The organism is Paenibacillus baimaensis (assembly GCF_025567575.1).
This window is the reverse complement of record NZ_JAOQIO010000007.1, coordinates 470582-493716: the sequence shown is the minus strand read 5'-3', so window position 1 is coordinate 493716 and position 23135 is coordinate 470582. Positions and strand designations below refer to the sequence as shown.

Below are 23135 nucleotides of genomic sequence, written 5' to 3'. Positions count from 1 at the left end.
TGAAATCGTAGATTTAGCGTATATGTAAACCCTTACAACTGTGATAGGATTTTTGTGTGAAGGAAATAATAAATTTAAAGAGGTGGGCACATGTTGAAAAAATGGAAATTATCTTTGGCGTTAACCCTGGTATCCGCAGTAGCTATAAGCGGTTGTTCCCAGCGTCCTGAATCTGCTTCTCCAGCACCAGCACCTACGAGTGGAAAGGAAAGCAGTAATAGCAATAGTATGGCCAAAAAAACATTATCTATGATGAGCAATGTTGCTGATCAGCCGGTACAAGAGGTGTATCGCCAAATTCTTAATGATTTCTCCAAGGAGAACCCGGATATCGCCGTAAATATTCAGTTCCCGGGCTCGGCTTATGAAAATAACATGAAGGTAAAGATGGCGGCCAATGATCTTCCAGATGTATTTGATACGCATGGCTGGGCGCAAGTCCGCTACGGAGAATACCTGGCCGATCTGAAAGATGAGCCGTGGGCCAAGCAATTGACCGATACGATCAAAAATGTCGTAACCGACAAAGCTGGCAAGGTATACGTCCTACCTCTTAGTGAAGCCAAGGACGGCATTATGTATAACGTCGAAATGCTCAAAAAATATAATTTGGAGCCGCCTAAAACCCTTGATGAATTAATAGCTGCAGCTGAGAAAATTAAAAAAGAGAGTGGCGGAAAGACGACACCGTTTTTCTTATCAGGTATCGATGAAAGTACCATTGGCACCTACTTTGACTATTTTGCCAACTCCTTATTGATCAGTCCAGAGAGCAATTCGGCAGCAGACTTGTTGAAAAACACCTTCGATTGGAACAAGTGGAACGTGCTTCCGGAAAAATTGCTGGATATTAAAAATCGTGGACTGATTAACGAAGATTTCTTGACAGCGAAACGGAGCGAGATTCCGGCTGCATTTGCTGCAGAGAAAGTAGCCTTTGTATTGCTGGCTCCATCCTTCGTCGATGCGGTTAATAAAATAAAGCCGGACATGAAAGTCGGATTGATGCCGATTCCGTCGATGTCAACGAATGACAAACCGAATTTTTCTGGCGGAGAACGGGCAACAATGGGGATATGGAAAGACTCCAAGAATATGGCTGAATCCAAGAAGCTGCTACAGTTTTTTGCTAAACCAGCCAATATGACCAAGATTGCCAATGTAACGAAGCTGCAGCCCGGCTTGAAGGGCATTGAGTCGAAGCATGACCTGACCGAGTATTATGAAAAATATGCCGATATTCGAGTATTCCCTTATTTTGACCGCGTTTACTTGCCTAATGGAATGTGGAGCGTTATGTCCAAATCAGGTACTGAGCTGCTTGCGGGACGAATTACACCGAAAGAATATACAGCGAATATGAAGCAGGAAGTCGAACGTTTACGCAAAAACTAACCATGATCAGCTCGTATCACGCCTTTTGACTCCATATCCTCTGCATGGGCGATTGCGGTCCAGTAGAAGGATCAACGGGCGTGGTTCGAGAATGTTAAAGCTATTTCACATTCGTGTCTTATTTAAATGAAGGAGAGATTAAACGTGGAGACCGTGTATCGTAAAACAGGTGAGAGAGGAACTACTAAAGGTCGTTTACGTCGTTGGATAAATTCCCCATCCTCAATAAACCTGATGTACTTACCTGCGCTTCTGCTATTTATATTATTCATTTATTATCCATTTTTTCAAGGGATTATGATCTCTTTCACGAATTGGGACGGTTACTCGCAGTTGTACAAGTATATCGGTTTGGATAACTATAAAAGAATGCTTTCGGATCATCGAATCGGTACGGTGATTGTCAATACGCTGATTTATGGAATTGGCAGTACGGTTTTACAAAATGCCATCGGGTTAGCCTATGCACTCTTGCTCAACTACCATATCCGTGGAAAGACCCTTATTCGTACGATCGTCTATCTTCCCGTTATCGTCAGTCCTCTGGTTATGGGTTATATATGGTATTTCTTCTTTCAGTTTAACGGCGGGGCACTTAACGATATCATTTTATTGTTTCGCGATAAGCCGATCAATTTACTCGCTGACACTCAGCTTAACGTATGGATCATTACACTGGTGAACACCTATCAATTCCTGGGTGTTGCGATGATTATTTTCCTGGCCGGCCTTCAGTCCATTTCCAAGGATTATTATGAGGCGGCGGAGATGGATGGTGCTTCGGGGTTATCTAAATTCCGCAATATTACGCTCCCACTTCTTGCGCCTGCCATTACGATTAATATTGTACTTAACTTGATCGGTGGCTTGAAGCTGTTTGATGTAATAACCGCTTTAACCAATGGGGGACCCGGCTATGCATCCGCTTCGTTATCCACGATGATTTATCAATTATATTTTGCTCATCAGGACGCTGGCTACGCAGCCGCATTAGGTAATTTTATGTTTTTGCTTATATCTGTTATAGGTTTGACCTCTTTGTATTTATTACGTAAAAAGGAGGTTTCCTCATGAAGCGTGCAGGCGTTCTGTATACCCTCATAGGTGCGTTAATAGGTCTCATGCATATCGTTCCTTTTTATGTGCTCATCACTACCTCATTTAAAGATACCTTGGACACCAGCTCCAAATGGATCATGCCGGGTTATGCATATTGGGATAATTTTATTCATGCGTGGCAGATCGCAGGTCTGGACAGAGCATTTGTCAACACAGCGATCATTACGTTATTATCCATTGCACTGATCTTGATTCTCGGTTCGTCAGCGGCATTTCCACTTGCCCGTAATCAAAGCAAGCTCAATAAATGGATGTACGGATTTTTTGTGAGTGCGCTTATCGTGCCACCGCTTACGATCCTCGTTCCTTTGTATAAAATGTTTGTTGAAATCGGGGCCATGAATACGTATATAGGGATCGTGATTCTCCATGTTACCTTTCATCTATCGATGGCTATCTTTTTGTTCACAGGCTTCATTAGTACGATTCCAAGAGAGTTGGACGAAGCTGCTATGATTGATGGAGCTTCCAGGATTGGACTGTTTTTCCGGATTATATTGCCGGTACTTATGCCGATTACGGCGACTGTTATCATCATGAATGGCGTTTCGATCTGGAATGACTATCAATTCTCTGTATTTTTCCTGCAGAAATTAGAATACAGAACGATCACTGTGGCTTTATCGACATTTTTCGGTGAGAACAATTCCAACATCGGTTGGGTAGCTGCTGGTTCCTTATTAGCTGCAATTCCCAGCATTTCAGTCTACCTGTTTTTGCAGAGATATTTCATCTCAGGCATGACCTCGGGGGCTATCAAAGGATAATAAACATAGAATTAGAGGATACAACATTCATAGAGAAGAGGAATGGCAGCATGAAGAAGAAACCGGTAATGGGCTTAACCTTGGGAGATGCAACAGGCATCGGATCGGAGTTGGTAGCAAAAACGCTCCAATCTGCAGAAATTCGTCAATTGGCGACATGGGTTGTAGTAGGTGATGAACGTGTTTTTCAGCAAGGCCAATCCGTAGCAGGATTATCAGTCCCCTATCAAAAAATCGCTAACATCGAAGAAATCGATAGCGAGGACAAGGTTTATTTGATTGATTTACACAATCTGTCTCCGGATACTTATTCTCTGGGCCAATTATCTGAAGATTCCGGCCAAGCAACCGGTGAGACGTTAACGTACGTACTGAAGCTTGCACAGCAAAAAAAGCTGGATGGTGTTGTTTATGCGCCGATCAATAAAGAAGCTTTGCATCGAGGTGGATTTCATTTTCAGGATGAGCTGCATTTTTTTGCATCACTTCTGAATTGCAAGGAAGGTTTTAGTGAAATTAACGTGATGGGTGATCTTTGGTTTACGCGAATAACTTCTCATGTGCCGTTAAAACAAGTCAGCAGCCTCGTAACCAAAGAACGCGTTGCCCGTATTATCCGTTTTGCTCAGGATACTTTAACCAGCGTAGGCTTCGATAATCCCAAAATTGTCGTAGCCGCCCTTAATCCGCATGCCGGCGATGGAGGTCTGTTAGGCACTGAAGAAATCGACGAAATTCGGCCTGCCATTGTGAGCGCTCAGGAGCAGGGGATTAACGTAGAAGGCCCTTATCCGGCGGATACTATCTTTTTACGGTTAAAAACAAAGCCTTTCGATTGTCTGGTTAGTATGTATCATGATCAGGCACAGACCGGTATGAAGCTGCTGGGCTTTAATAAAGGCATTACGGTCAGCGGGGGACTTCCCGTTGTCATCACCACGCCTGCGCACGGTACGGCATTTGATATTGCAGGGCAAGGGATCTCTGACCCTGGCGCTACAGAGCAGGCCATGAAGCTCGCTGTAAGATTAGCAGGATTCTAGGATGTGATGTACCAACCATAATAAAACCATACAATTGGGAGGCAAGGTTTATGTCAAAGATTACTTTTCTAGGTGCTGGCAGCTCAGTATTTGCCAAAAATGTGTTGGGTGACTGCATGATGACCCCAGCTCTGCAAGGCTTTGAACTAGCATTGTTCGATATCAATGAAGAACGTCTCAAGGATTCTGAAAATATGTTAAATAATTTAAAGCTGACACTTGGAAGCACCTGCACGGTACGAGCGTACACCAACCGCAAAGATGCGCTTCGTGGGGCCAAATATGTAGTTAATGCGATACAGGTTGGCGGTTATGATCCGTGTACGATTACAGATTTTGAAATACCGAAGAAATATGGCTTGCGTCAGACGATTGGTGACACCTTGGGAATTGGAGGTATCTTTCGTAACCTCCGCACGATTCCGGTCATGCTCGATTTTGCCAAGGATATGAATGAAGTGTGCCCGAATGCACTGTTCCTGAACTATACGAACCCGATGGCTGTACTGACGAATGCAATGATCACATATGGTGGAGTACAGACAGTCGGCTTGTGCCACAGTGTTCAAAGATGCATACCTTACTTATTCAAGGACTTGGACATCGATACCGAAGGCGTTCATACTAAGATAGCCGGTATTAATCATATGGCCTGGTTGCTTGAAGTCACCAAAGACGGAGTGGATTTGTATCCGGAAATCAAGCGTCGTGCCCATGAGAAACAAAAAGAACAGCACGAGGACATGGTCCGTTATGAAATGATGTTCCGCTTTGGCTATTACGTTACCGAATCCTCCGAGCATAACGCCGAGTACCACCCTTATTTTATTAAGAAAAATTATCCTGAATTGATTGAGCGTTTCAATATTCCATTGGATGAGTATCCACGCCGTTGTGAACGTCAAATCAAGAGATGGGCAACCATGCGCGATGAACTGGTCAATAACAAAAATCTCGGACATACCCGTTCTCATGAATATGCATCCTTTATGTTTGAGGCGATGGAGACCAACAATCCGTTCAAAATCGGCGGTAATGTGATGAATACCGGATTAATTACGAATCTGCCTAAGGAAACCATAGTCGAAGTGCCATGCCTGGTTGATGCAAGCGGTGTGACGCCAACGTATGTAGGGGATCTGCCTCCGCAGCTGGCTGCATTGAATCGCACGAATATCAATACGCAGTTATTAACCCTGGAAGCAGCTGCCACCGGGAAAAAAGAGCATATTTATCACGCAGCGATGCTTGACCCTCATACGGCAGCCGAGCTTTCTATCGATGATATCGTAGCTATGTGCGATGATCTTATTGAAGCTCATGGCGATTGGCTGCCGAAGTTTGTGTAAGAAGAGACTTATTAAATAGACAATAGCTTTATGAAATGCAGGTCCGCGTATATCGCGGGCCTTTTCGTTATTATTAATTATCATAATATTCAGATAATTTTAAAAGAGTGGGGTTAAATTTAGTATCATTCATACGCCATGTCTGCATAAACTGTAAAAGAGTACTAGTTATTGCAATCGGTTTCATTCGGTTGAGTAAGTGAGATGTTTCACAAATGGAGAAAGGTTTGACGACTCATTGGCCTAGAAGCCGACCCATGTTAGGAGGATCGCCGTATGCTGCATATTGTTGTCTGTATCAAGCAGGTTCCCGACAGCCGAGAGATTCGAATTGACCCGAAGAACAATACTTTAATACGCCAAGGGGTACCGAGTATTGTTAATTTTTATGATTTGCATGGCTTGGAGGAAGCACTGCGGATTAAGGACGAGTTGGGTGCAAGGGTAACTGTTGTCACGATGGGGCCTCCCCCTGCGGAAAAAAGCTTGAAGCAGTGCATCTCGTTGGGTGCGGATGAGGCCGTGTTGGTAACGGATCGAGGATTCGCAGGTGCGGATACACTCGCTACCTCTTACGTGATAGCCAAGACACTTCAAAAGGTAGCGGAAACATGGGGTGCCATAGATTTGGTATTTTGTGGAAAACAGACACTGGATGGGGATACCGGACAGGTCGGGCCGGGCGTAGCCTGCAGACTTGACTTGGAGCAGCTGACCTATGTCAGTAAGGTGGTGGAGGTCGATACGGAAAAGCGCAGACTGACAGCGCACCGCTTACTTGAGGATGGCATTGAAGTGGTACAGACCAGCATGCCGGTGCTGATTACGGCCTTGAAGGAATTGAATAAGGTACGCAGAGCCGCTATGCCAGGGATGATTCGGGCCGCCAGGTACAAGCCGGTGGTATGGACGACGGCCGATTTTCCGGATTTGGAACGATCGATGATTGGATTGAAAGGCTCGCCAACGATCGTGTCCAAAACCTGGGTACCCGAGGTCAAAGCCGTCAACTCGAAAATGATCACAGGCGATTCACCGGAGGCAACTGCCGTACAGCTGCTTGACCAGCTGTGGGAGCGGGACTTACCAAGCCGATTAGGCTGGACTTAGGAGGCGACAACATGTCCAATGAACCAAAAAAGGAAACACAGGATGCGGGGGCTATGCCGGATTGGTCGGCGTATCGTGGGGTTTTAATTGTCATTGAGCAAAGGGATGGGGAAGCCAAGAAGGTGTCCTGGCAGCTGCTGGGTGAAGGTAAGAAGCTTGCAGCCAAGCTGGAGGTTCCCTTACTGGCTCTGGTCATCGGCAATGGAGTTGAGCCTCTTGCGAAGGAGGCTGCTTATTATGGTGCTGACAAGGTTTATTTGTGTGAAGCGCCTGAGCTTGGTGTATATCGGACACGGCCTTACAGCCGTATCTGCCTGAAGCTGATCGATGAGGTGAAGCCTGAGATTGTGCTGTTCGGCGCGACGGGAACAGGACGGGACTTGGCTGGAGCGATCGCGACACACCTGCCGACAGGGCTTACCGCGGATACAACGGAGCTGGACGTGGAGCCGCACCCCTCGCGGCTGCTGCTGGCCAGCCGACCGGCCTTTTCCGAGAAGATGATGGCAACGATTCTATGCAAGCAGTATCGTCCGCAGATGGCGACTGCGCGTGCCGGCGTATTCCAGGCATTGCCACGGGATGAGACACGCGAAGCTGAGATCATCAGGATCGAGAGCTTGATGCCTGAAGAGGAAATTGCTGCGCAAGTAATCGACTTTATACGGGATACAGGTAATCTGAATCTGGAGGAAGCCGATATCATCGTATCCGGCGGTCGCGGTTTGGGAGGGCCTGAGCCTTTTGCGATGCTCAAGGAATTGGCCGATGCATTGGGCGGGGTTGTCGGCGCTTCTCGTGCAGCTGTAGATGCCGGGTGGATCAAGCATGAGCACCAGGTCGGACAGACAGGCTCAACCGTCCGGCCGAAGCTGTATTTTGCCATCGGGATCTCGGGCGCTGTTCAGCATACGGTAGGTATGGGCAATTCGGACATCGTTATCGCAATCAACAGGGATGAGAAAGCCACGATTTTTCAGTTTGCTCATTATGGGATTGTGGGGGATTTGTTCAAAATCGTGCCAGCGATAACGGAAGAAGTCAAAAAACGTAAAAGCCTGTTCGGCATTCAACTACCGAATACAGAGGCAGCATCACAAGAGCCTTCGCGTCAGCAGAATTTGGAACAATCTGTATAGAAGCCATCATTTTTCGTCGTCATGCAGGAGTGGAACTATTATTGTGAGGAGCGGATTGCTTTGAACGAAAAATTTGATGCTATCATTGTTGGGGGTGGACCAGCCGGTGCCGCCGCCGCATTAACGATGTCCCGGGCCGGCTTGTCTGTTGTATTGCTTGAGCGTGGTGAATTTCCCGGTGCCAAAAATCTGTTTGGTGGTGTATTATATCGTAAGCAAATCGAGGAACTCGTACCGGAGTTTTGGAAGGAACGTAATTTCCCGATGGAGCGGTATATTGTAGAACAGCGAATCTGGATGATGGGCAAGGAATCGATGGTGACCTTTGGACATCGGAATGAAAAATATTCGGAGCCCTATAATTGTTTTACCGGCTTGCGAGTCAAATTCGACCAGTGGTTTGCGGACAAAGCGGTTGCTGCGGGGGCTCTGCCCGTCTATGAAACAGTTGCACTGGATGTCATTCGCGAGGGCGACCGGGTAGTGGGCGTCAAGACCGATCGGGATGATGGCAATTTGTATGCGGATGTCGTAGTCATAGCGGATGGTGTAAATTCGCTGCTCGGTAAGGCGATGGGCATTCACAAGGAATGGAAGCCCGATGAGGTTTCTCTGGCGGTTAAAGAAATCATCTCCTTGCCCAAGGAAAAGATCGAGGATCGCTTCGGTCTTGAAGGAGACGAAGGCGTCACCATTGAATTTATGGGTGAAACCTCGCTTGGCATGGCGGGGATGGGATTCTTGTACACGAACAAGGAAACCATTTCGTTAGGCGTTGGGGTCATGGTGAATCATCTGCGGGACAAAAAGGTTAAGCCTTATGCGATCCTGGATGCCGTGAAGCAGCATCCGATGATCCGTAAATTAATTCAGGGCGGGGAAACCAAGGAATATTCGGGTCACCTGATCCCCGAAGGAGGCTTTCATTCGATACCTCCACTGTCTGGAAATGGCTGGTGCGTATGTGGAGACGCGGCTCAGCTTGTCAACTTTGTGAATCGGGAAGGCACGAATCTGGCGATGACTTCAGGCCGCCTAGCAGGCGAGGCTATTATTGAAGCTAAAGGCAGAGGTGATTTCTCGGCCGCTTCGTTGAACGCTTATGACCAGAAAATCCGCAGCTCTTTTGTACACAAGGATTTGAAAAAGTACAAAGGCATGCACCAATTTCTCAAAGAACAAAATCCCGAGCTGTTATTCGATAAGCTGCCCCGGGCATTAAATGAAGCGGCGTATAATATGTTTTTAGTTGACGGCATCCCTAAAGCAGATAAACAGAAAATGGCTGTTAATTTAATTAAAGATGCAGCCGGCGGTACCATGAATCTGATGAAATTAGGCTATAAAGGGTGGAGGGCGATGAACGGATGAGCTGTAATGTTTCTGAAAAGCTATTTACGATCCGTTATAAATGCGATACGGAGTCCCATTTGGTCATTAAAGAAACGGAAACCTGTTTGAGCTGCAAGACCAAGGACTGTAATTATTTTTGTCCGTCTGACGTCTATGAGTGGGAGAAAAAGCTGAAGATTACGACAGTAGCCTTTGAGAACTGTATTGAATGCGGCACCTGTCGGATTGCTTGTCCATCCGATAATATCGCTTGGGTATATCCAAAAGGCGGCTATGGCATTACCTATAAATACGGGTGAAACCGGAGCGGCTGAATCCATTGCATACGAAACGAGCCTCGCAGTCTTTCAGCAGGCTCGTTTTTATTGTATATCTGTATGCATAACCAGATGATTATTGGTATGCTTGCACATTTAGCAAGGTTTCGAGATCAACGATATCGTAATTTCGTTTTTGCAGCTCTTCAATCATAATCGGCACGGCCTTGGCGGTTTCGTTTGTTCTTGAAGTGGAATGCATGAGAATAATGTCGCCATTTCGAATATTATCGATGACATTATGAACAATATTATCACTTTCTCGCTGAGACCAATCCAATGTATCTATCGACCATAGAACGATCTTATGACCTGTTTCGGTTGCAGCGGCGACTACTTTCTCATCGGTATCCCCATACGGTGAGCGCATCAGAGCAGGCTTCTTGCCGATTATATCCTCAATGATTTTGTCAGTTTGATTGAGATCCGCTTGAATTTGATGATTGGTTTTTTGGGTTAAATTGTCATGCTTGTAGCTGTGGTTTAACACCAGGTTTCCATTATCGAATGCATGGCGCACAACCCCCGGGTAGATTTTGGCCATTTCGCCTACAAAAAAGAAGCTTCCTTTAACCCCATATTTCTTCAATGAATCGATAATAACAGGCGTATTGACGTTATCAGGACCATCATCAAAGGTCAGAGCGACCCTATTCCGGTCAGGCCCATTGATGTAGACGCTGTCACGATGTTTCCGGGCAAAAGTAATGATGTTCTCACGCCACTCTGTCATGCTTTTTAAAGCTTTGGGAGTTAGCTGGTTGGACTTCCCTTTAATTTCAAGCATGTACTCTGGAGGTTCAGGCTCGGGTCGAGCCGGGGCTTCTTCAGGTACGGGTAAAGTCGTTTCAACTGCAGGTGTGCTCAAGACAGCAGAAGCAGTGATAGGCGCGGCCACCTCGGAAGATTGGGTTGGGAGGGAAGGTATGGAAGGAAGGGACGCGATGGAGGGTTCTGACGAATGGTAGAAACACCCCCCCAACCATACCATGTTTACTAGCACCAGCAGAAAAGCGATTTTGTTATTCATAAGCTTCATAGTAAATAGACACTCCCTTTATCCGATCATACCAAACTATGTTCATATGTAAAGGCTCTCAGACTCGATTTGTAGACATTATTTAATATAGACGGACAAGCAGTCCTTAGAGTTGTATGTTCATCGAGAATAATTAATAATATCGTCAATAAATACCATTTTTAAACACAATAGGGGAGCAGCAGTCGTGGTGTGCTGGCGGTTTTTTGTTGTGCGTTGTTTGGTTTCCATAATTTACACATACTTTCTATTACTATAGTTTGATAGACTTTGTATGTGACAGGAATAAATTTTAGGAGGAATTGCATGAAAAGGTTTGTCATTTCAACTGTACTGGCCGGGAGTCTTTTATTTGGCGGTATAGCTTCAGCTTCCGCGGCATCAACAAATCCGTACCTTGCTACAGATTCCGACACGTTCTGGAGCATATCACAAAAGTTAAATGTTAATGTTTCCGACCTTATCGCTGCTAATCCGCAGATCGATCCACAAAATGTGCATGCCGGTGTTTCTATAAATCTACCAGGATCGCAAGCAAAAGGCTGGGAAGCCCAAGCGGATGCTATCATTGCGACAGGGATGAAGCAGCTTGGAACCCCCTATGTGTTTGGCGGCGATACCCCGTATGTGGCATTTGATTGCTCCGGTTTTGTTCAATATGCGTTTAATGAAAACGGTTTTGACCTTCTTCATTCTTCTTCATTGCAGAGTCAAATGGGAACACCTGTAGATAAAGGTGATCTTCGTAAAGGCGATCTTGTATTTTTACAGGGCACCTATACGAGCGGCGTTTCCCACGTTGCAATTTATCTTGGCAATAATCAGGTTCTTCAGGCGGGAACTATGGGCACCCGTGAAGTGAAAATCAGCACTTTATTTGGTACACCTTATTATGATGAGCACTATTGGGGCGCACGCCGTCTCATCAATTGAATACGAGGGCAGGTCGAATACGATTATTCGTCTGCCCTTTTTGCTGTAAATGGGCTGCACCCAAATCCGCAAATACGAAAGCGGTTCCCCATTGACAGAGATGAATCGATATGATAAGTTGAATCCAAGAATAAACGCGCGTCCACAAAAAACAGGAATGGCTGATGGCATTTTGAGAAACTTGGATATTAAAAGCAAGGAAATCGCTGAAATTGCAGGTGTGTCCAGAAGTACAGTAAGCAGAGTTATCAATAATTACCCTAATGTCCCGGCCAAAACAAGGGAAAAGGTCATGAGGGTCATCGAGCAATATAATTATTTTCCCAATATATCGGCGCAAATTCTGGCTGGCAAAAAGACCAAAACATTAGGTTTATTCTTTATCGATCAATCTCACTTTAGCGAAGATTCTTCCGCCAATTTGTTGATTACAGGCATAATCGAGAACGCTTCCATTCTTGGATATAATGTACTTGCCTATATAATTCGGGACTTGAGTACAGCAGATAACATGAAAAATGTCAAAGAAGTATTTTATCAGGAGCGTATTGCCGGTGGAATATTTATAGGAGCGGAAAATCATGAGCCTATCGTTGAGGAGCTGATCGCCGGAGGGTTTATCGTAGGAATATTAGATCAGGTTCTACCAGGACGCAGTGAGCCTAACCGAATTGTATATAACCTGGATAATGAAGGGGCCGCTATGCAAGCTGTGGATTATTTGGTCCGTTTAAATCATACCAAAATCGGGATTATCAATAGTACAATGAGCAGAGCCTCCGCCAGCTTCAAGTTCAAAGGCTTTATGAATCGCATGCAGCATCACGGCCTGGAGGTTAAGAAGCATTGGATCATGCACGGTCAATACGAATCCGGCGGCTATGAGGCGATGGACAATTTGATTAGAAATTCAACCGATTTACCGACAGCGATATTTGCAGCAAATGACAGTATTGCCTTTGGTGCGATTCGTGCCGCTAATGATCATCAATTAAAGGTTCCCGACGATATTTCCATTATTGGAATCAATGATCAGAAGCTGAGCGCTTATTACAAACCTGCGTTAACCACGTTTCGTTCTAACTTTAAGGAGTTTATATCCGGGATTACTACAAGTGTGATTGAGGCTGTAGAAAATGGTGTTGCCAACGAGTCGATAAAAGTAACCCTGGATTTGGAATTGGTCGAAAGAGAATCCTGTAAAAGAGTTGAAGAGTAAGGAACAGCTTCATTCTTTTACATTCATATATAAACGCGCTTTCACAAGGCATGGGTAATGAGAGGGATAAATCCCGAGAATATCCGTTTACAAGAACATTTTCGCATCATAGAGACAAGGAATAGCACCAATATTAGTCGTTTTTTTTAATCACAAATAAACGCGCGTCCAAAAAAATAAGAGATGGGAGCTAGCCATGAAAACTATTTTTATTACAGGAGCCAATCGGGGATTAGGGTATTGCTTGGCGGTGGAGGGGCTGCAGAGAGGATATGCTATTTACGCAGGTGTAAGATCAGCGGATTCCTTTGCGATGCTGGGTTCGTTGCATGATCAATATCCGAATCGGGTCCATTTGATTGAAATCGATGTCGCTGATGAAGATTCGGTGAGGAAGGCATGCAGCGAGATCCACAAAACGACAAACTCTCTGGATGCCATTATTAATAATGCGGCCGTTATGCTGGAAAGAGAAAAAACTATCGAAGAGCTCGATTTTGATCTCCTTCGCCACAGCTTTGAAATCAACACGTTTGGGCCGATGCGGGTGGTCAAACATATGCTGCCACTCATCAGTGCAGGCACCGAACCGGTAATAATGAATATTTCCTCGGAAGCAGGCACCATTATTAATGCATTCAGTACGAACTATCCTTACAGTATGTCCAAGACTGCATTGAACATGTTCTCGGAGAGGCTGCGGCATTACGTTCAGGATCAAGGAATAACCGTGTATGCCGTGCATCCGGGTTGGATGAAGACGGATATGGGTGGAGAAGAGGCACCAAGCGAGCCGGCAGCTGCAGCCGAAGGAATTTATAATATCATCGAAAAAAAGATTACGGTTACAAGTAAAATAGCTTTCATTAATCACCTGGGCAAACCAATGCCGCTTTAATTAGGTGGCAAGCATGGGAAGGAGTGATTTGCATAAGGGTTGGCATCAAATAGGAGTCTATTTTTGAAGAGTACCACAGGTACTGCTTGAAAACTTATGTACCAAACTAAGGGGGAAACCACAATGTTGAATCTGAAGAAGCTAAGTGTGACGGGGGCTGCCATCGGTATGTTAGGATCGCTTCTGGCCGGATGCGGGGATAATAATGCTGCCAATGGTGTAAGCGCTGACAAGAAGGTAGAATTGACTTTCTGGGATGCAGCCTGGAATGAAGCCATTACCCCCGGCGTCATCAAAGAATTTGAAAGCAAAAATCCGAACATCAAAATCAATGCTCAGTATAACCCTGATAACGGCATGTCTGATAAATATTTGATTGCTCTCAAACAGAAAAACGGACCGGATATCATTAATATCAACCTGGATTGGGTGACTCCGTTTGCAACGATAGGCGGACTTCAAGCGTTGGATAGTTATATTCAAACCGATAAAGTGGATTTAACCGACTTTTTTGACGGCTCGATCCAATCGGCCAAAGTGAAGGATAAAATTTATACGCTTCCCTATCGTGCCGAAACACATGGTCTTTTGTATAACAAAAAATTATTTGCAGATGCAGGCATAGATGCTGCCAAGGCACCGGAAAACTGGAAGCAGGTGCTTGAGGATGCACAGAAAATAACGAAAGGAGACGTATTCGGCATTGGCCTGGTCGGGACTAATTTCGGAAATTTAACAACTCAATTATTTAACATGATCCAATCCAATGGTGGCAGTATTCTTAATGCTGACAATACCAAATCGATGCTGAATGAGCCTGCAGCCGTTGAGATGGCCAAGCTTTATGTGGAGCTGTCCACCAAACATAAGGTAACACCGAACAGCATTTTGCAAAACGATAATATTGCGAACCGCAACTTGTTCTCCAGCGGCAAAATCGGGATGTATATGTCGGGAGCTTATGATGTAGCGCCGATTAAACAAGCCAATGCGAATATTGACTTGGGAATCGGGATGGTTCCTGCCAATCAAACCCGTAAAACGATTCTTAGCGGTTGGGGTACGTCCATTACCAATTCGAGCAAAAATCCCGAGGCTGCGTGGAAATTCATTAATTTTCTTTCAACGCCTGAAATATCTACCAAGTACAGCATTACCTTCTCAGCAAGAAAATCGGCTGCCAAAGATCCGAAGTATCAGGACCCGCAAACCAAAGCTTTTGTTGACGCACTTGCCTTTGCACAGCCTCTGCCGCAAATTCCAGAGTTGACCCAAATTAAACAAAGTGTATTTAATCAAATCCAGAGCTCCCTTTCCGGTAAAATCACACCCGAGGAAGCGATGAAAAATGCATCCAAGGAAATCGATGATCTGCTGGCAAAAAAATAATAGTTATCGAATTGTAACTGTTCCGCTACGGTCGATTCATCCAGAGTGATGGATGTAAGGAGGTAAACCAAGTGCAAGCTTTGAAAAATATTCGTAGTCCGGGTCCGATGTTCGTTTTTCCTGCCATACTGATTATTGCTCTTATCATGATCTTTCCTCTGCTTTATACGATCGTATTAAGCTTTAATAAAAGTGATATCTACTCGGACAGCTGGAAATTCGTCGGTATTGCGCAGTATGTAGAGCTGTTTAAAAATCCGGAGTTTCTTCTATCGCTCTATGTTACGTTTTTATGGACGATTGGCAGTGTAGTCTTTCAGTTTTTAATTGGGTTTGCTGCAGCCGTTGTGATTAATCAGGATTTTATCAGATGGAAAACGTTGATTCGCATCGTGCTGATGGTCCCATGGGTGATCCCTAGCATTATTAGCGTGAATGTTTGGAAATGGTTGTACCATGCGGATTTTGGCATTATCAATTATATATTGAAATCGCTTGGTATCCTGTCTACCAGCATCAACTGGGTATCCGATGAGCATACCGCATTGTTTTCCGCAATTCTGGTCAATGTGTGGAAGATGTATCCGCTGGTCATGATTATGGTTGAGGCCGCTTTGCAATCGGTTCCAAAGGAATTGAAGGATGCGGCCAGAGTCGATGGGGCAACCGGATGGAGGGAATTCACAACGGTGACTATCCCGCATATTTCCTCCACATGTATGTCCGTCATCCTGCTGCTCACCATCTGGACGATGAATGCGTTTACCTTCGTATACGTGCTGACAGAGGGTGGCCCGGCTCATCAAACAGAAATTCTTTCCCTGTTTATTTATAAAGCAGGCTTTCAAAATTACAATTTTGGTGTTGCTGCTGCAGCCAGTACAATTTTATTTATCATTACAGCCGTTTTAAGCTTTGTGTATATGAGGCTATTTATGAAGGGGGAGGATGGCTGATCATGAAGCGTGAACACCGTCCTTTGGGTAGATCCATCCTAAGTTACCTGTTCCTGATTGGGCTTATGCTGTTCGGATTGTTCCCGGCCATATGGATGTTTATCACATCGATCAAGCCGATGAACGAAAATTTCACGATTCCACCACGGATTACGGTACAGCAGCCTACTTTAACGAACTATCACAAGGTGTTGTTTGAAAGCGGAATTCCCAGGGCATTCCTGAACAGCATCGTGGTAACCTGCAGCGCAACCTTAATCACGTTAGTGATTGCCATTCTGGCGGGCTACGGATTCAGCAGATTCAAGTTCAGAGGATCGAAGAAACTTTCTTCCGGATTGCTGTATGGTCAAATGATGCCAGGTGTTGTCATTATTATGCCGATCTATATGACTTTCTCGAAAATCGGAATAATTGACTCCTTTTTCGGCCTGATCATTGCCAATGTTGCCTTGACGATCCCGATGTCGGTGATCATGCTCACTTCGTTTTTCAAGACCGTACCGAGGGAGCTTGAGGAAGCAGCTAAAATCGATGGCACAACCACGATTGGTGCCTTATTTCGGATCATTCTGCCTGTTTCATCACCCGGACTTATCGCTGTAAGCGTGTATGCTTTCTTGCATATATGGGAGGAGTTCCTGTTCGCATTAAATTTAACGAATTCCGATACTGTGCGAACCCTGCCTATAGGCATTACTCATTTTAGCGGAGAATTCGTAGTGGATTGGGGGGCTATGATGGGCGCCTCCGTGTTGGTTTCTGTACCTGTGCTGATCATTTTCCTGTTGTGCAGCAAGTACTTTGTACAAGGACTTTCCGACGGCTCGGTAAAAGGCTGAGTCATCTGTTTATTATTGCTGGAGGTGAGCGCCGTATAAGTCGTCCAAAGGAATACCTTGTCACTTAATAACAGAGCACCATCCATAGCTTTAACCTGTAATCAAACAATCGAACTCAAAAAAGCGGAGGTTATTCACATGTATAAAGGAATCGGCCATACAGCCTACAACGTAATCGATATGGACAAATCATTGCAATTTTATTGCGACGTGCTTGGGTTTAAAAAATGCTTCGAATTAAAAAACGATAAAAACGAGCCGTGGATCGTTTATCTAAAGGTCTTTAATTTACAATTCATCGAGCTTTTTTATAACGGCAAGCAGGGAGTCGACAACGACACCAAAGTTACGAAAGGCTATAACCATCTGTGCCTGGAGGTCAACGACATTCAAGAAATCGCCAACCATTTGAAGAGCAAAGGAGTGACTTTGGATGTGGAGCCCAAGATGGCGGCGGATTTGAACTGGCAGTGCTGGGTTAGAGACCCGGATGGAAACCGTATTGAGTTTATGCAGCTTGATCCTGAATCACCGCAAGCCAAATCCTAAATAAAGGGAGTGTCTGACTTGGAACAAATATCGAACAACCGAATCATCAAGCTGGGTGTCGTCGTGGACAATCTGGAGGAAGCGTTCCAGTATTATGTGGAATTGTTCAAGCTTGACCCGACCAAGATGAGAGCACCCAGGCCAAGACCAACCGATTCAGAGTTATCTCAGGCACCAGTAACTGCTGCTACACCAGAGGGCGGCAATACCCCTTTTGTATGGTACAGGGGGGAATATCGGAATGCACGGTGCCGGACGGCTATTATTCCATTGGAACCGATTTATCTGGAATTGATTGAGCCTTATGATGAGCTTAGTCCATGGACGGAATTTAGAGAAAAGCACGGTCCTGGCATCCATTTTATGACATTTCATATTGATGGCTTTGAGGAGCATATTGAGCTAATGGAGAGCAAGGGAATGCCTGCCTTCCATAAGCAGGAAAAAGGTAAGGAGCGTTACGCTTACTTTGATTCCGTAGCCAAATTAGGGGCAACGATCGAGTTTAAGGAAATCGATAAGAACTAACAAACGAACCAAGGCCGTTCTCCAGTCCATTGTGACTGTGAACGGCCTTGATTCTGTTACATGGAGGGAAGGCCGTCCAATCTTTAGAGGTACAGCTTTCGGTATTGACCCGGGGGTACACCGGTTGCTTTCTTGAACTATAATCCCTAAGATGGGTCTCCGCTTGCTTCATCTGGGTATGATACTCTTCGGTCAGCTTCCCAATCAAATACTCTACACAAATAACAATCATTCTGTTAAGTGTCGTTGGTCGAAAATATTTTGTCAGTGGGCTTGCTGCCGGGGCTATAAAAGGTTAACCAGGTGGGATCACATGATTATAGCTTTCTCTTCGAATTTCACTTGGTGTTTTTCCAGAGTGTCGTTTGATCGTTCGGGCAAAATGGTAGGAGGTTTTGAAGCCTACCTGTTCAGCAACGGCTCCAATCTGCAGGCCTGTGCTGCGCAGCAAGTCAATTCCCTGCTTGACACGGTAGTTCCATAAATATTGGATGGGCGTCATATCTTCATCACGTCGGAATAAACGAATCAGATGCTCTGGTGTATGTTTAGTAACCTTCGATAGGCTGCTTAGTGTCAAATCCTCAGCATATCGCTTATGAATTTCCTCCTTGGCAATCAGTACGGAAGGATGCTTTCTGTCATTGATATTCCCTTGGCTGCATTCTGCCAAATATAATAATATCGCTGCTCGTCCCAATGTTCGGATTATTTCCTCGTCTTGCTGCACACCATCGCTTTGCAGGGATCGTATAATGTCTGTTAGCTGATTCATCTTTTCGGATAAAGGAATGAAGAGAGGGAGGGAATCCAGGAAGTTGATCACCATCCCGTCCAGAGGCTCAACTGAAACAGCGATCCAGCGATGCCAGGTTTCCCGTTTATCCGCGAACACGAAGTTCTCCATATGTCCGGGTTTAAGAAGCACCACATGTCCAGGGGGGACCTGATGTTTGACTTTGTCGATTTCCACGGTCATGGCGCCTGAATGCAGCAGTACGAGCTGCAAATCCTGCTGAATACGTGGACCATACGCCCCGCCGGGACCATAAACTACACTGCCACCATAAGTTTTAATAACAGTAAAGGACGGAGTCGCTTCCGTCCCTGATTGTTCGATCATCCCGATCCCTGCCCTCGTAAAAGCGTATTTACCTCCTATTATACAAGAGATATTTTACGTTTTAAATCCTCTCTTTCAATCTTGGAATCATGCCGGATATAGTGGCACACGTAAGAACGCCTCCAACGATTCGAGCGATTGCGGGTAGAGGAGTGGATAAGCAAACTGTCAAAAATAAGGATATCCCCCTGGTCCATGATGACCGGAATTTCTTTACTTAAATCAACGTCCTCAACCTCGTCAGTCCACGCCTCGTGCTCCTGCAAATTTTTGACGGCTCCATGGGAGAGAACCCCCAGCTTATGTGATCCCGGTATGACCCATAGACATCCATTTTCTTCATTGACCTGTTCCATCGCGATCCACGTTGCTGTCAAACTATTCGGCTCATTGCGAATATAATAATAATCCTGATGTGCCGCTTGCCCGGGGGAATTCGGTTCCTTATAAAAATACATACTTTGAACGCCTGTGGCCTCGTCTCCGAGCAGCTGCGCCAGTGACCCGCGAACGATGGGCAGCTTCATCATCTGAAGTGAAAATCCATCATGGAGGTGTGGGTTAAATAACCGAACGGAGAAGCGGTCATTATCATCGATGAACTCTTTGCCCTTTTTGGGCTTGGCCCAGTCCGGCATCTCATCCGATGAGCGGATAGCATGAATATGAGCATTGAAGGTGTGGATCAAATCGTCAGAGCAGCCCCCTTTGATGATAATAAATCCATCCTCCTTGTATTGTGCAATTTGCTCTTCGGTAAGGGGAGTGGTCCTTTCGAATTGAACTTGAACAGTCATAAGTAATGCCCTCCTTTGAAGTTCAAAACCGAATCGCCTCTCCTGAAAGGGCTGCGATATCTGTTTTGTTATACTCCAAGTGTAAGGTACAGGGGGATAAAACAAAATGCTTGCAACTAATATTTTGTGTCTGTAATTGATATTTGTAAAAAAGATAATTGCTCAGAGTGCCCAATTTAACAGCTTTAACTCCAGTCTCTGCGTGATTTCAAAAAAAGACTATAGCCGGAAATTTTTCAGAGGCATAGTAATAATTTGTTATTATTGCACGTTCGGCAAGCTCTATCCTAAAGTAAGGGCATAAGCTAATCGATTCACACCAAAGAACACTTTAAGGAGGAAGGCTTCATGGATATGCAAGCGACAAAGTCAATCTCACAATCGCTTTCCAAAAGTAAAAGCAAAGCCTCGCTATGGGCCGAACTGAAAAGAGATAAGTATTTATATCTTCTGGTTTTGCCAGGCGTACTGTATTTTCTTGTTTTCAAATACTACCCCATGTGGGGCATCATCATCGCCTTTCAGGATTATTCCCCTTATATGGGAATATTCAAAAGCGCTTGGGTCGGTGTCGAGCATTTCATCCGCTTTTTCACGAACCCAAGCTTCTACTTGCTCTTTCGCAACACGATGATGATAAGTCTCCTGAGTCTAGTCTTCTTCTTTCCCTTGCCCATTGTGTTATCCCTTTGCATGAATGAAGTGAGCAACAAATATTTTAAGCGGTTGATTCAGTCTGTGGTGTACCTGCCGCACTTTCTCTCGTGGGTCATCATTGCGGGGATTACGTTCCTGCTCTTATCGCAGACGAACGGCATTATCAATCTGATGCTGGAATACATGGGGCTTTCGAAAATTGCTTTCTTGACCAGTGAGAACTTGTTCTGGGGACTATTGACCGGACAAAATATATGGAAGGATACCGGCTGGGGGACGATCATTTTCCTCGCAGCGATCACAGGTATCGATTCGCAGCTGTATGAAGCAGCCAAGATCGACGGGGCCAACCGGATTCGGCAAATGTGGCATGTGACCCTGCCGGGCATTCGCAACGTCATTATAATTTTGTTGATTCTCCGCTTGGGTCATATTATGGATGTTGGCTTTGAGCAGGTGTTCCTGATGGCGAATGGAGCGGTAGCAAATGTTGCTGATGTTTTTGAAACCTATGTGTACCGTAACGGTATCCAGCAAGGTCAATTCAGCTATACCACTGCTGTTGGACTATTCAAATCGGTAATTGGCTTGACGCTTGTTGTTTGTGCCAACTGGCTGGCCAAGCGGTTTGGTGAAGAAGGAGTATATTAAAGCGTTGGAGCGTGTTCAAAAAGAGTGTGTTCAAAAAAGAGTATATTCAAAATGTTGATCGCTATGGAGAAGGGGTATGCCTCCGGTCGCTGTTGAAATCGTGAATGGTTATTATATTCAGCGGTATATTCACGATTTCAAAGGCGAACGCTACGCTCCTACAGCACACCCCTTCTCCTCCGCTGTTCATTTTGAACACGCTCCAAACAAGGAGGGAGTAGAGGGAGAGATACATTCGCCCAGCGTAATGTATCTTGCTAAGGGATGAATGCGCTGAATCATAATCAGCGTTTAACAGCTTTGCTGGTAGTGAAGCTGTCATTTGCAAAAAAATGATGATGATGTACACCTTTTCTGCCCCCTATATCGCTCAATATCACATTCGGCTTCCCTTGCTACCTCAGATCGGTTCCATAACGATGAAAAACATCGTTATAAGGAGTACAAACCGCAAGGAGCGCTTGTAACGATGTTTTTCATCGCTACAACGGACATTCAGCGGATTTAGACCTTTATATTGCCCTGTTACGGTGTTTTTCATCGTACCGCAAGACTAAGTGGCATTTCTTGAACTTGTAACGATGTTCTTCATCGTTACAAGAGCGCGCGCGCTTAGAAAATGCAGCAGAAGAGTACTCTCTTAATGCGGATATGATGCAAATAACGCATAATGGCGTTGCTCTAATCAATATTCAATGCTAATCCATTGAATAAATGCCCTTTAACTTCAGCGATATTTATAAAATAAGCTGCGCCTTGCGCCCTGCGGCCTAGAGGGCCGCAAAATGCGGTGAATACGCAGCGGAGCGTCCGTGGTGTTCTGGAGATAGCGGAGCGGTGCCTTTGTTCCCGGATTTTCACCGATAGATCCCTTATACAATAATAAAATCCGGGAACAACAGCTGAGAGTTTGCCTCGGCAAACTTGCTTCGTAAGCATCCGCTCGGAGGAACACTTCGGACGCGCAGCGACAACCGATTCACCGCATTTTATCCCTTTGTTCTTTGTCCCGCATCCCGACCCATCTTATTTTAAAAAGGAGCCACCCCTCATGAGAGAAAGCTTAGGCGACCGCCTGTTCAGTATGGCAAACCTTGTGCTGCTGGTCATCATCGGCATCATTACGTTGTTCCCCTTGTATTACGTTTTCGTGGTTTCCTTCACAGAGCCACGGGAGTATATCGATAAATACGGTTTTGTGTTATTTCCGAGCAAGTGGAGCCTGGGCTCCTATGAATACTTAATGTCCACATCTGCTTTTATTCGGGCAACGGGTGTCAGCGCTTTTCTGGCAACGGTGGGTACGCTGCTCAGCCTGATGGTGACCTCGGCCTTTTCATTCGGCCTTTCCCGCAAGAGGCTGAGAGGCCGAAAGCTGATGATGTTCATGGTCATGTTCACGATCCTGTTTAATCCCGGGATTATCCCACTGTATTTGCTAGTGCGTGATTTGGGTCTGATCAACAGTGTATGGGCGCTCATTATTCCGGTATTGACCAGCGGCTGGTATGTCATCTTGATGAAGAGCTTCTTCGACAGTATTCCAGTAGAGCTGGAGGAAGCCGCCATGATTGACGGCTGTAACGACCTGAGCATTTTTTTCAAGATCATTTTGCCGCTTTCTGCTGCATCGCTTGCCGCATTTGGTTTATTTTACGCAGTTGCTTATTGGAACACCTTCTTCAGTGCGGTGTTGTACATTAATGATTTTACGAAGGTACCGCTGCAAATTGTACTGCGCAACATGCTGATCGATTCCGATACCGCGATGGGTGGGGCGTCAGCCGTGGAAATGTCATCAGACAAGCAGCTGCCTACGCAAACGATCAAAATGGCTGCTGTCGTCATCTCAACCTTGCCGATTCTGATGGTATATCCGTTTTTGCAAAAGCATTTTACGAAGGGTGTTATGTTAGGTTCTGTCAAAGGTTAAGTGCAGCTGGCTCGTCGTTGCTTAATCCC

22 protein-coding genes are annotated in these 23135 nt (G+C 45.3%); 19 read left to right on the top strand and 3 right to left on the bottom strand.

Going from position 1 to position 23135, the window contains the following annotated elements; translation table 11 throughout:
- Positions 1–90: 90 nt before the first annotated feature.
- From OB236_RS03835 to OB236_RS03795, 9 genes are all read left to right on the top strand, one after another.
- The gene (locus OB236_RS03835; protein WP_262682853.1) at positions 91–1395 is read left to right on the top strand and encodes an ABC transporter substrate-binding protein; all 1305 of its coding nucleotides are present in this window, start codon (positions 91–93) and stop codon (positions 1393–1395) included.
- A gap of 234 nt (positions 1396–1629) precedes the next feature.
- Positions 1630–2469 carry a carbohydrate ABC transporter permease gene (locus tag OB236_RS03830; protein ID WP_262683072.1) on the top strand — a complete coding sequence of 280 codons (840 nt, stop codon included), beginning with the start codon at positions 1630–1632 and terminating at the stop codon, positions 2467–2469.
- A complete protein-coding gene (locus OB236_RS03825) occupies positions 2466–3281 on the top strand; it encodes a carbohydrate ABC transporter permease (RefSeq protein WP_262682852.1) in 816 nt (271 codons plus the stop codon). The genes OB236_RS03830 and OB236_RS03825 overlap by 4 nt, the downstream gene beginning before the upstream one ends.
- A gap of 50 nt (positions 3282–3331) precedes the next feature.
- On the top strand, positions 3332–4324 hold the full coding sequence (locus OB236_RS03820; protein WP_262682851.1) for a 4-hydroxythreonine-4-phosphate dehydrogenase PdxA: 993 nt from the start codon (positions 3332–3334) through the stop codon (positions 4322–4324).
- Positions 4325–4374: 50 nt separating this feature from the next.
- A complete protein-coding gene (melA, locus tag OB236_RS03815) occupies positions 4375–5673 on the top strand; it encodes an alpha-glucosidase/alpha-galactosidase (RefSeq protein ID WP_262682850.1) in 1299 nt (432 codons plus the stop codon).
- A gap of 276 nt (positions 5674–5949) precedes the next feature.
- Positions 5950–6783: an electron transfer flavoprotein subunit beta/FixA family protein gene (locus OB236_RS03810; RefSeq protein WP_262682849.1), complete on the top strand. Its 834-nt coding sequence runs from the start codon at positions 5950–5952 to the stop codon at positions 6781–6783.
- 11 nt (positions 6784–6794) lie between these two features.
- Positions 6795–7922 carry an electron transfer flavoprotein subunit alpha/FixB family protein gene (locus OB236_RS03805; RefSeq protein ID WP_262682848.1) on the top strand — a complete coding sequence of 376 codons (1128 nt, stop codon included), beginning with the start codon at positions 6795–6797 and terminating at the stop codon, positions 7920–7922.
- Positions 7923–7982: 60 nt separating this feature from the next.
- Positions 7983–9293 (top strand): FAD-dependent oxidoreductase, encoded by a 1311-nt coding sequence (locus tag OB236_RS03800; RefSeq protein WP_076229425.1) that lies wholly within the window; start codon positions 7983–7985, stop codon positions 9291–9293.
- Positions 9290–9574 carry a ferredoxin family protein gene (locus OB236_RS03795; protein WP_076229426.1) on the top strand — a complete coding sequence of 95 codons (285 nt, stop codon included), beginning with the start codon at positions 9290–9292 and terminating at the stop codon, positions 9572–9574. The genes OB236_RS03800 and OB236_RS03795 overlap by 4 nt, the downstream gene beginning before the upstream one ends.
- A 94-nt stretch (positions 9575–9668) precedes the next feature.
- Here OB236_RS03795 and OB236_RS03790 read toward each other — a convergent pair whose 3' ends face one another.
- Positions 9669–10631 (bottom strand): polysaccharide deacetylase family protein, encoded by a 963-nt coding sequence (locus OB236_RS03790; protein WP_262682847.1) that lies wholly within the window; start codon positions 10629–10631, stop codon positions 9669–9671.
- Between the two features lie 306 nt (positions 10632–10937).
- On the opposite strand from OB236_RS03790, the gene OB236_RS03785 reads away from it, so the two are divergent.
- The 8 genes from OB236_RS03785 (at position 10938) to OB236_RS03750 (ending at position 17945) form a co-directional block, all read left to right on the top strand.
- Complete coding sequence (locus OB236_RS03785) at positions 10938–11564, top strand: C40 family peptidase (RefSeq protein ID WP_262682846.1); 627 nt, start codon at positions 10938–10940, stop codon at positions 11562–11564.
- Positions 11565–11664: 100 nt separating this feature from the next.
- Positions 11665–12783, top strand: a complete 1119-nt coding sequence (locus OB236_RS03780) for a LacI family DNA-binding transcriptional regulator (protein WP_262683071.1) — start codon at positions 11665–11667, stop codon at positions 12781–12783.
- Positions 12784–12979: 196 nt separating this feature from the next.
- On the top strand, positions 12980–13681 hold the full coding sequence (locus tag OB236_RS03775) for an SDR family NAD(P)-dependent oxidoreductase (protein ID WP_262682845.1): 702 nt from the start codon (positions 12980–12982) through the stop codon (positions 13679–13681).
- A gap of 123 nt (positions 13682–13804) precedes the next feature.
- The gene (locus OB236_RS03770; RefSeq protein WP_262682844.1) at positions 13805–15070 is read left to right on the top strand and encodes an ABC transporter substrate-binding protein; all 1266 of its coding nucleotides are present in this window, start codon (positions 13805–13807) and stop codon (positions 15068–15070) included.
- Between the two features lie 71 nt (positions 15071–15141).
- Positions 15142–16026 carry a carbohydrate ABC transporter permease gene (locus OB236_RS03765; RefSeq protein WP_262682842.1) on the top strand — a complete coding sequence of 295 codons (885 nt, stop codon included), beginning with the start codon at positions 15142–15144 and terminating at the stop codon, positions 16024–16026.
- A 2-nt stretch (positions 16027–16028) separates the two neighbouring features.
- Complete coding sequence (locus tag OB236_RS03760) at positions 16029–16868, top strand: carbohydrate ABC transporter permease (protein ID WP_262682840.1); 840 nt, start codon at positions 16029–16031, stop codon at positions 16866–16868.
- 138 nt (positions 16869–17006) lie between these two features.
- On the top strand, positions 17007–17417 hold the full coding sequence (locus OB236_RS03755) for a VOC family protein (RefSeq protein WP_262682838.1): 411 nt from the start codon (positions 17007–17009) through the stop codon (positions 17415–17417).
- Positions 17418–17435: 18 nt separating this feature from the next.
- Positions 17436–17945, top strand: coding sequence for a VOC family protein (locus tag OB236_RS03750; protein WP_262682836.1), 510 nt, complete (start codon positions 17436–17438; stop codon positions 17943–17945).
- A gap of 295 nt (positions 17946–18240) precedes the next feature.
- Here OB236_RS03750 and OB236_RS03745 read toward each other — a convergent pair whose 3' ends face one another.
- Together OB236_RS03745 and OB236_RS03740 are read right to left on the bottom strand one after the other, a co-directional pair.
- On the bottom strand, positions 18241–19068 hold the full coding sequence (locus OB236_RS03745) for a helix-turn-helix transcriptional regulator (protein WP_262682834.1): 828 nt from the start codon (positions 19066–19068) through the stop codon (positions 18241–18243).
- 38 nt (positions 19069–19106) lie between these two features.
- On the bottom strand, positions 19107–19865 hold the full coding sequence (locus OB236_RS03740; protein ID WP_262682832.1) for a phytanoyl-CoA dioxygenase family protein: 759 nt from the start codon (positions 19863–19865) through the stop codon (positions 19107–19109).
- A gap of 354 nt (positions 19866–20219) precedes the next feature.
- On the opposite strand from OB236_RS03740, the gene OB236_RS03735 reads away from it, so the two are divergent.
- Positions 20220–21173: an ABC transporter permease gene (locus OB236_RS03735; protein ID WP_262683070.1), complete on the top strand. Its 954-nt coding sequence runs from the start codon at positions 20220–20222 to the stop codon at positions 21171–21173.
- Positions 21174–22224: 1051 nt separating this feature from the next.
- A complete protein-coding gene (locus OB236_RS03730; protein WP_076229440.1) occupies positions 22225–23106 on the top strand; it encodes a carbohydrate ABC transporter permease in 882 nt (293 codons plus the stop codon).
- Positions 23107–23135 lie beyond the last annotated feature (29 nt).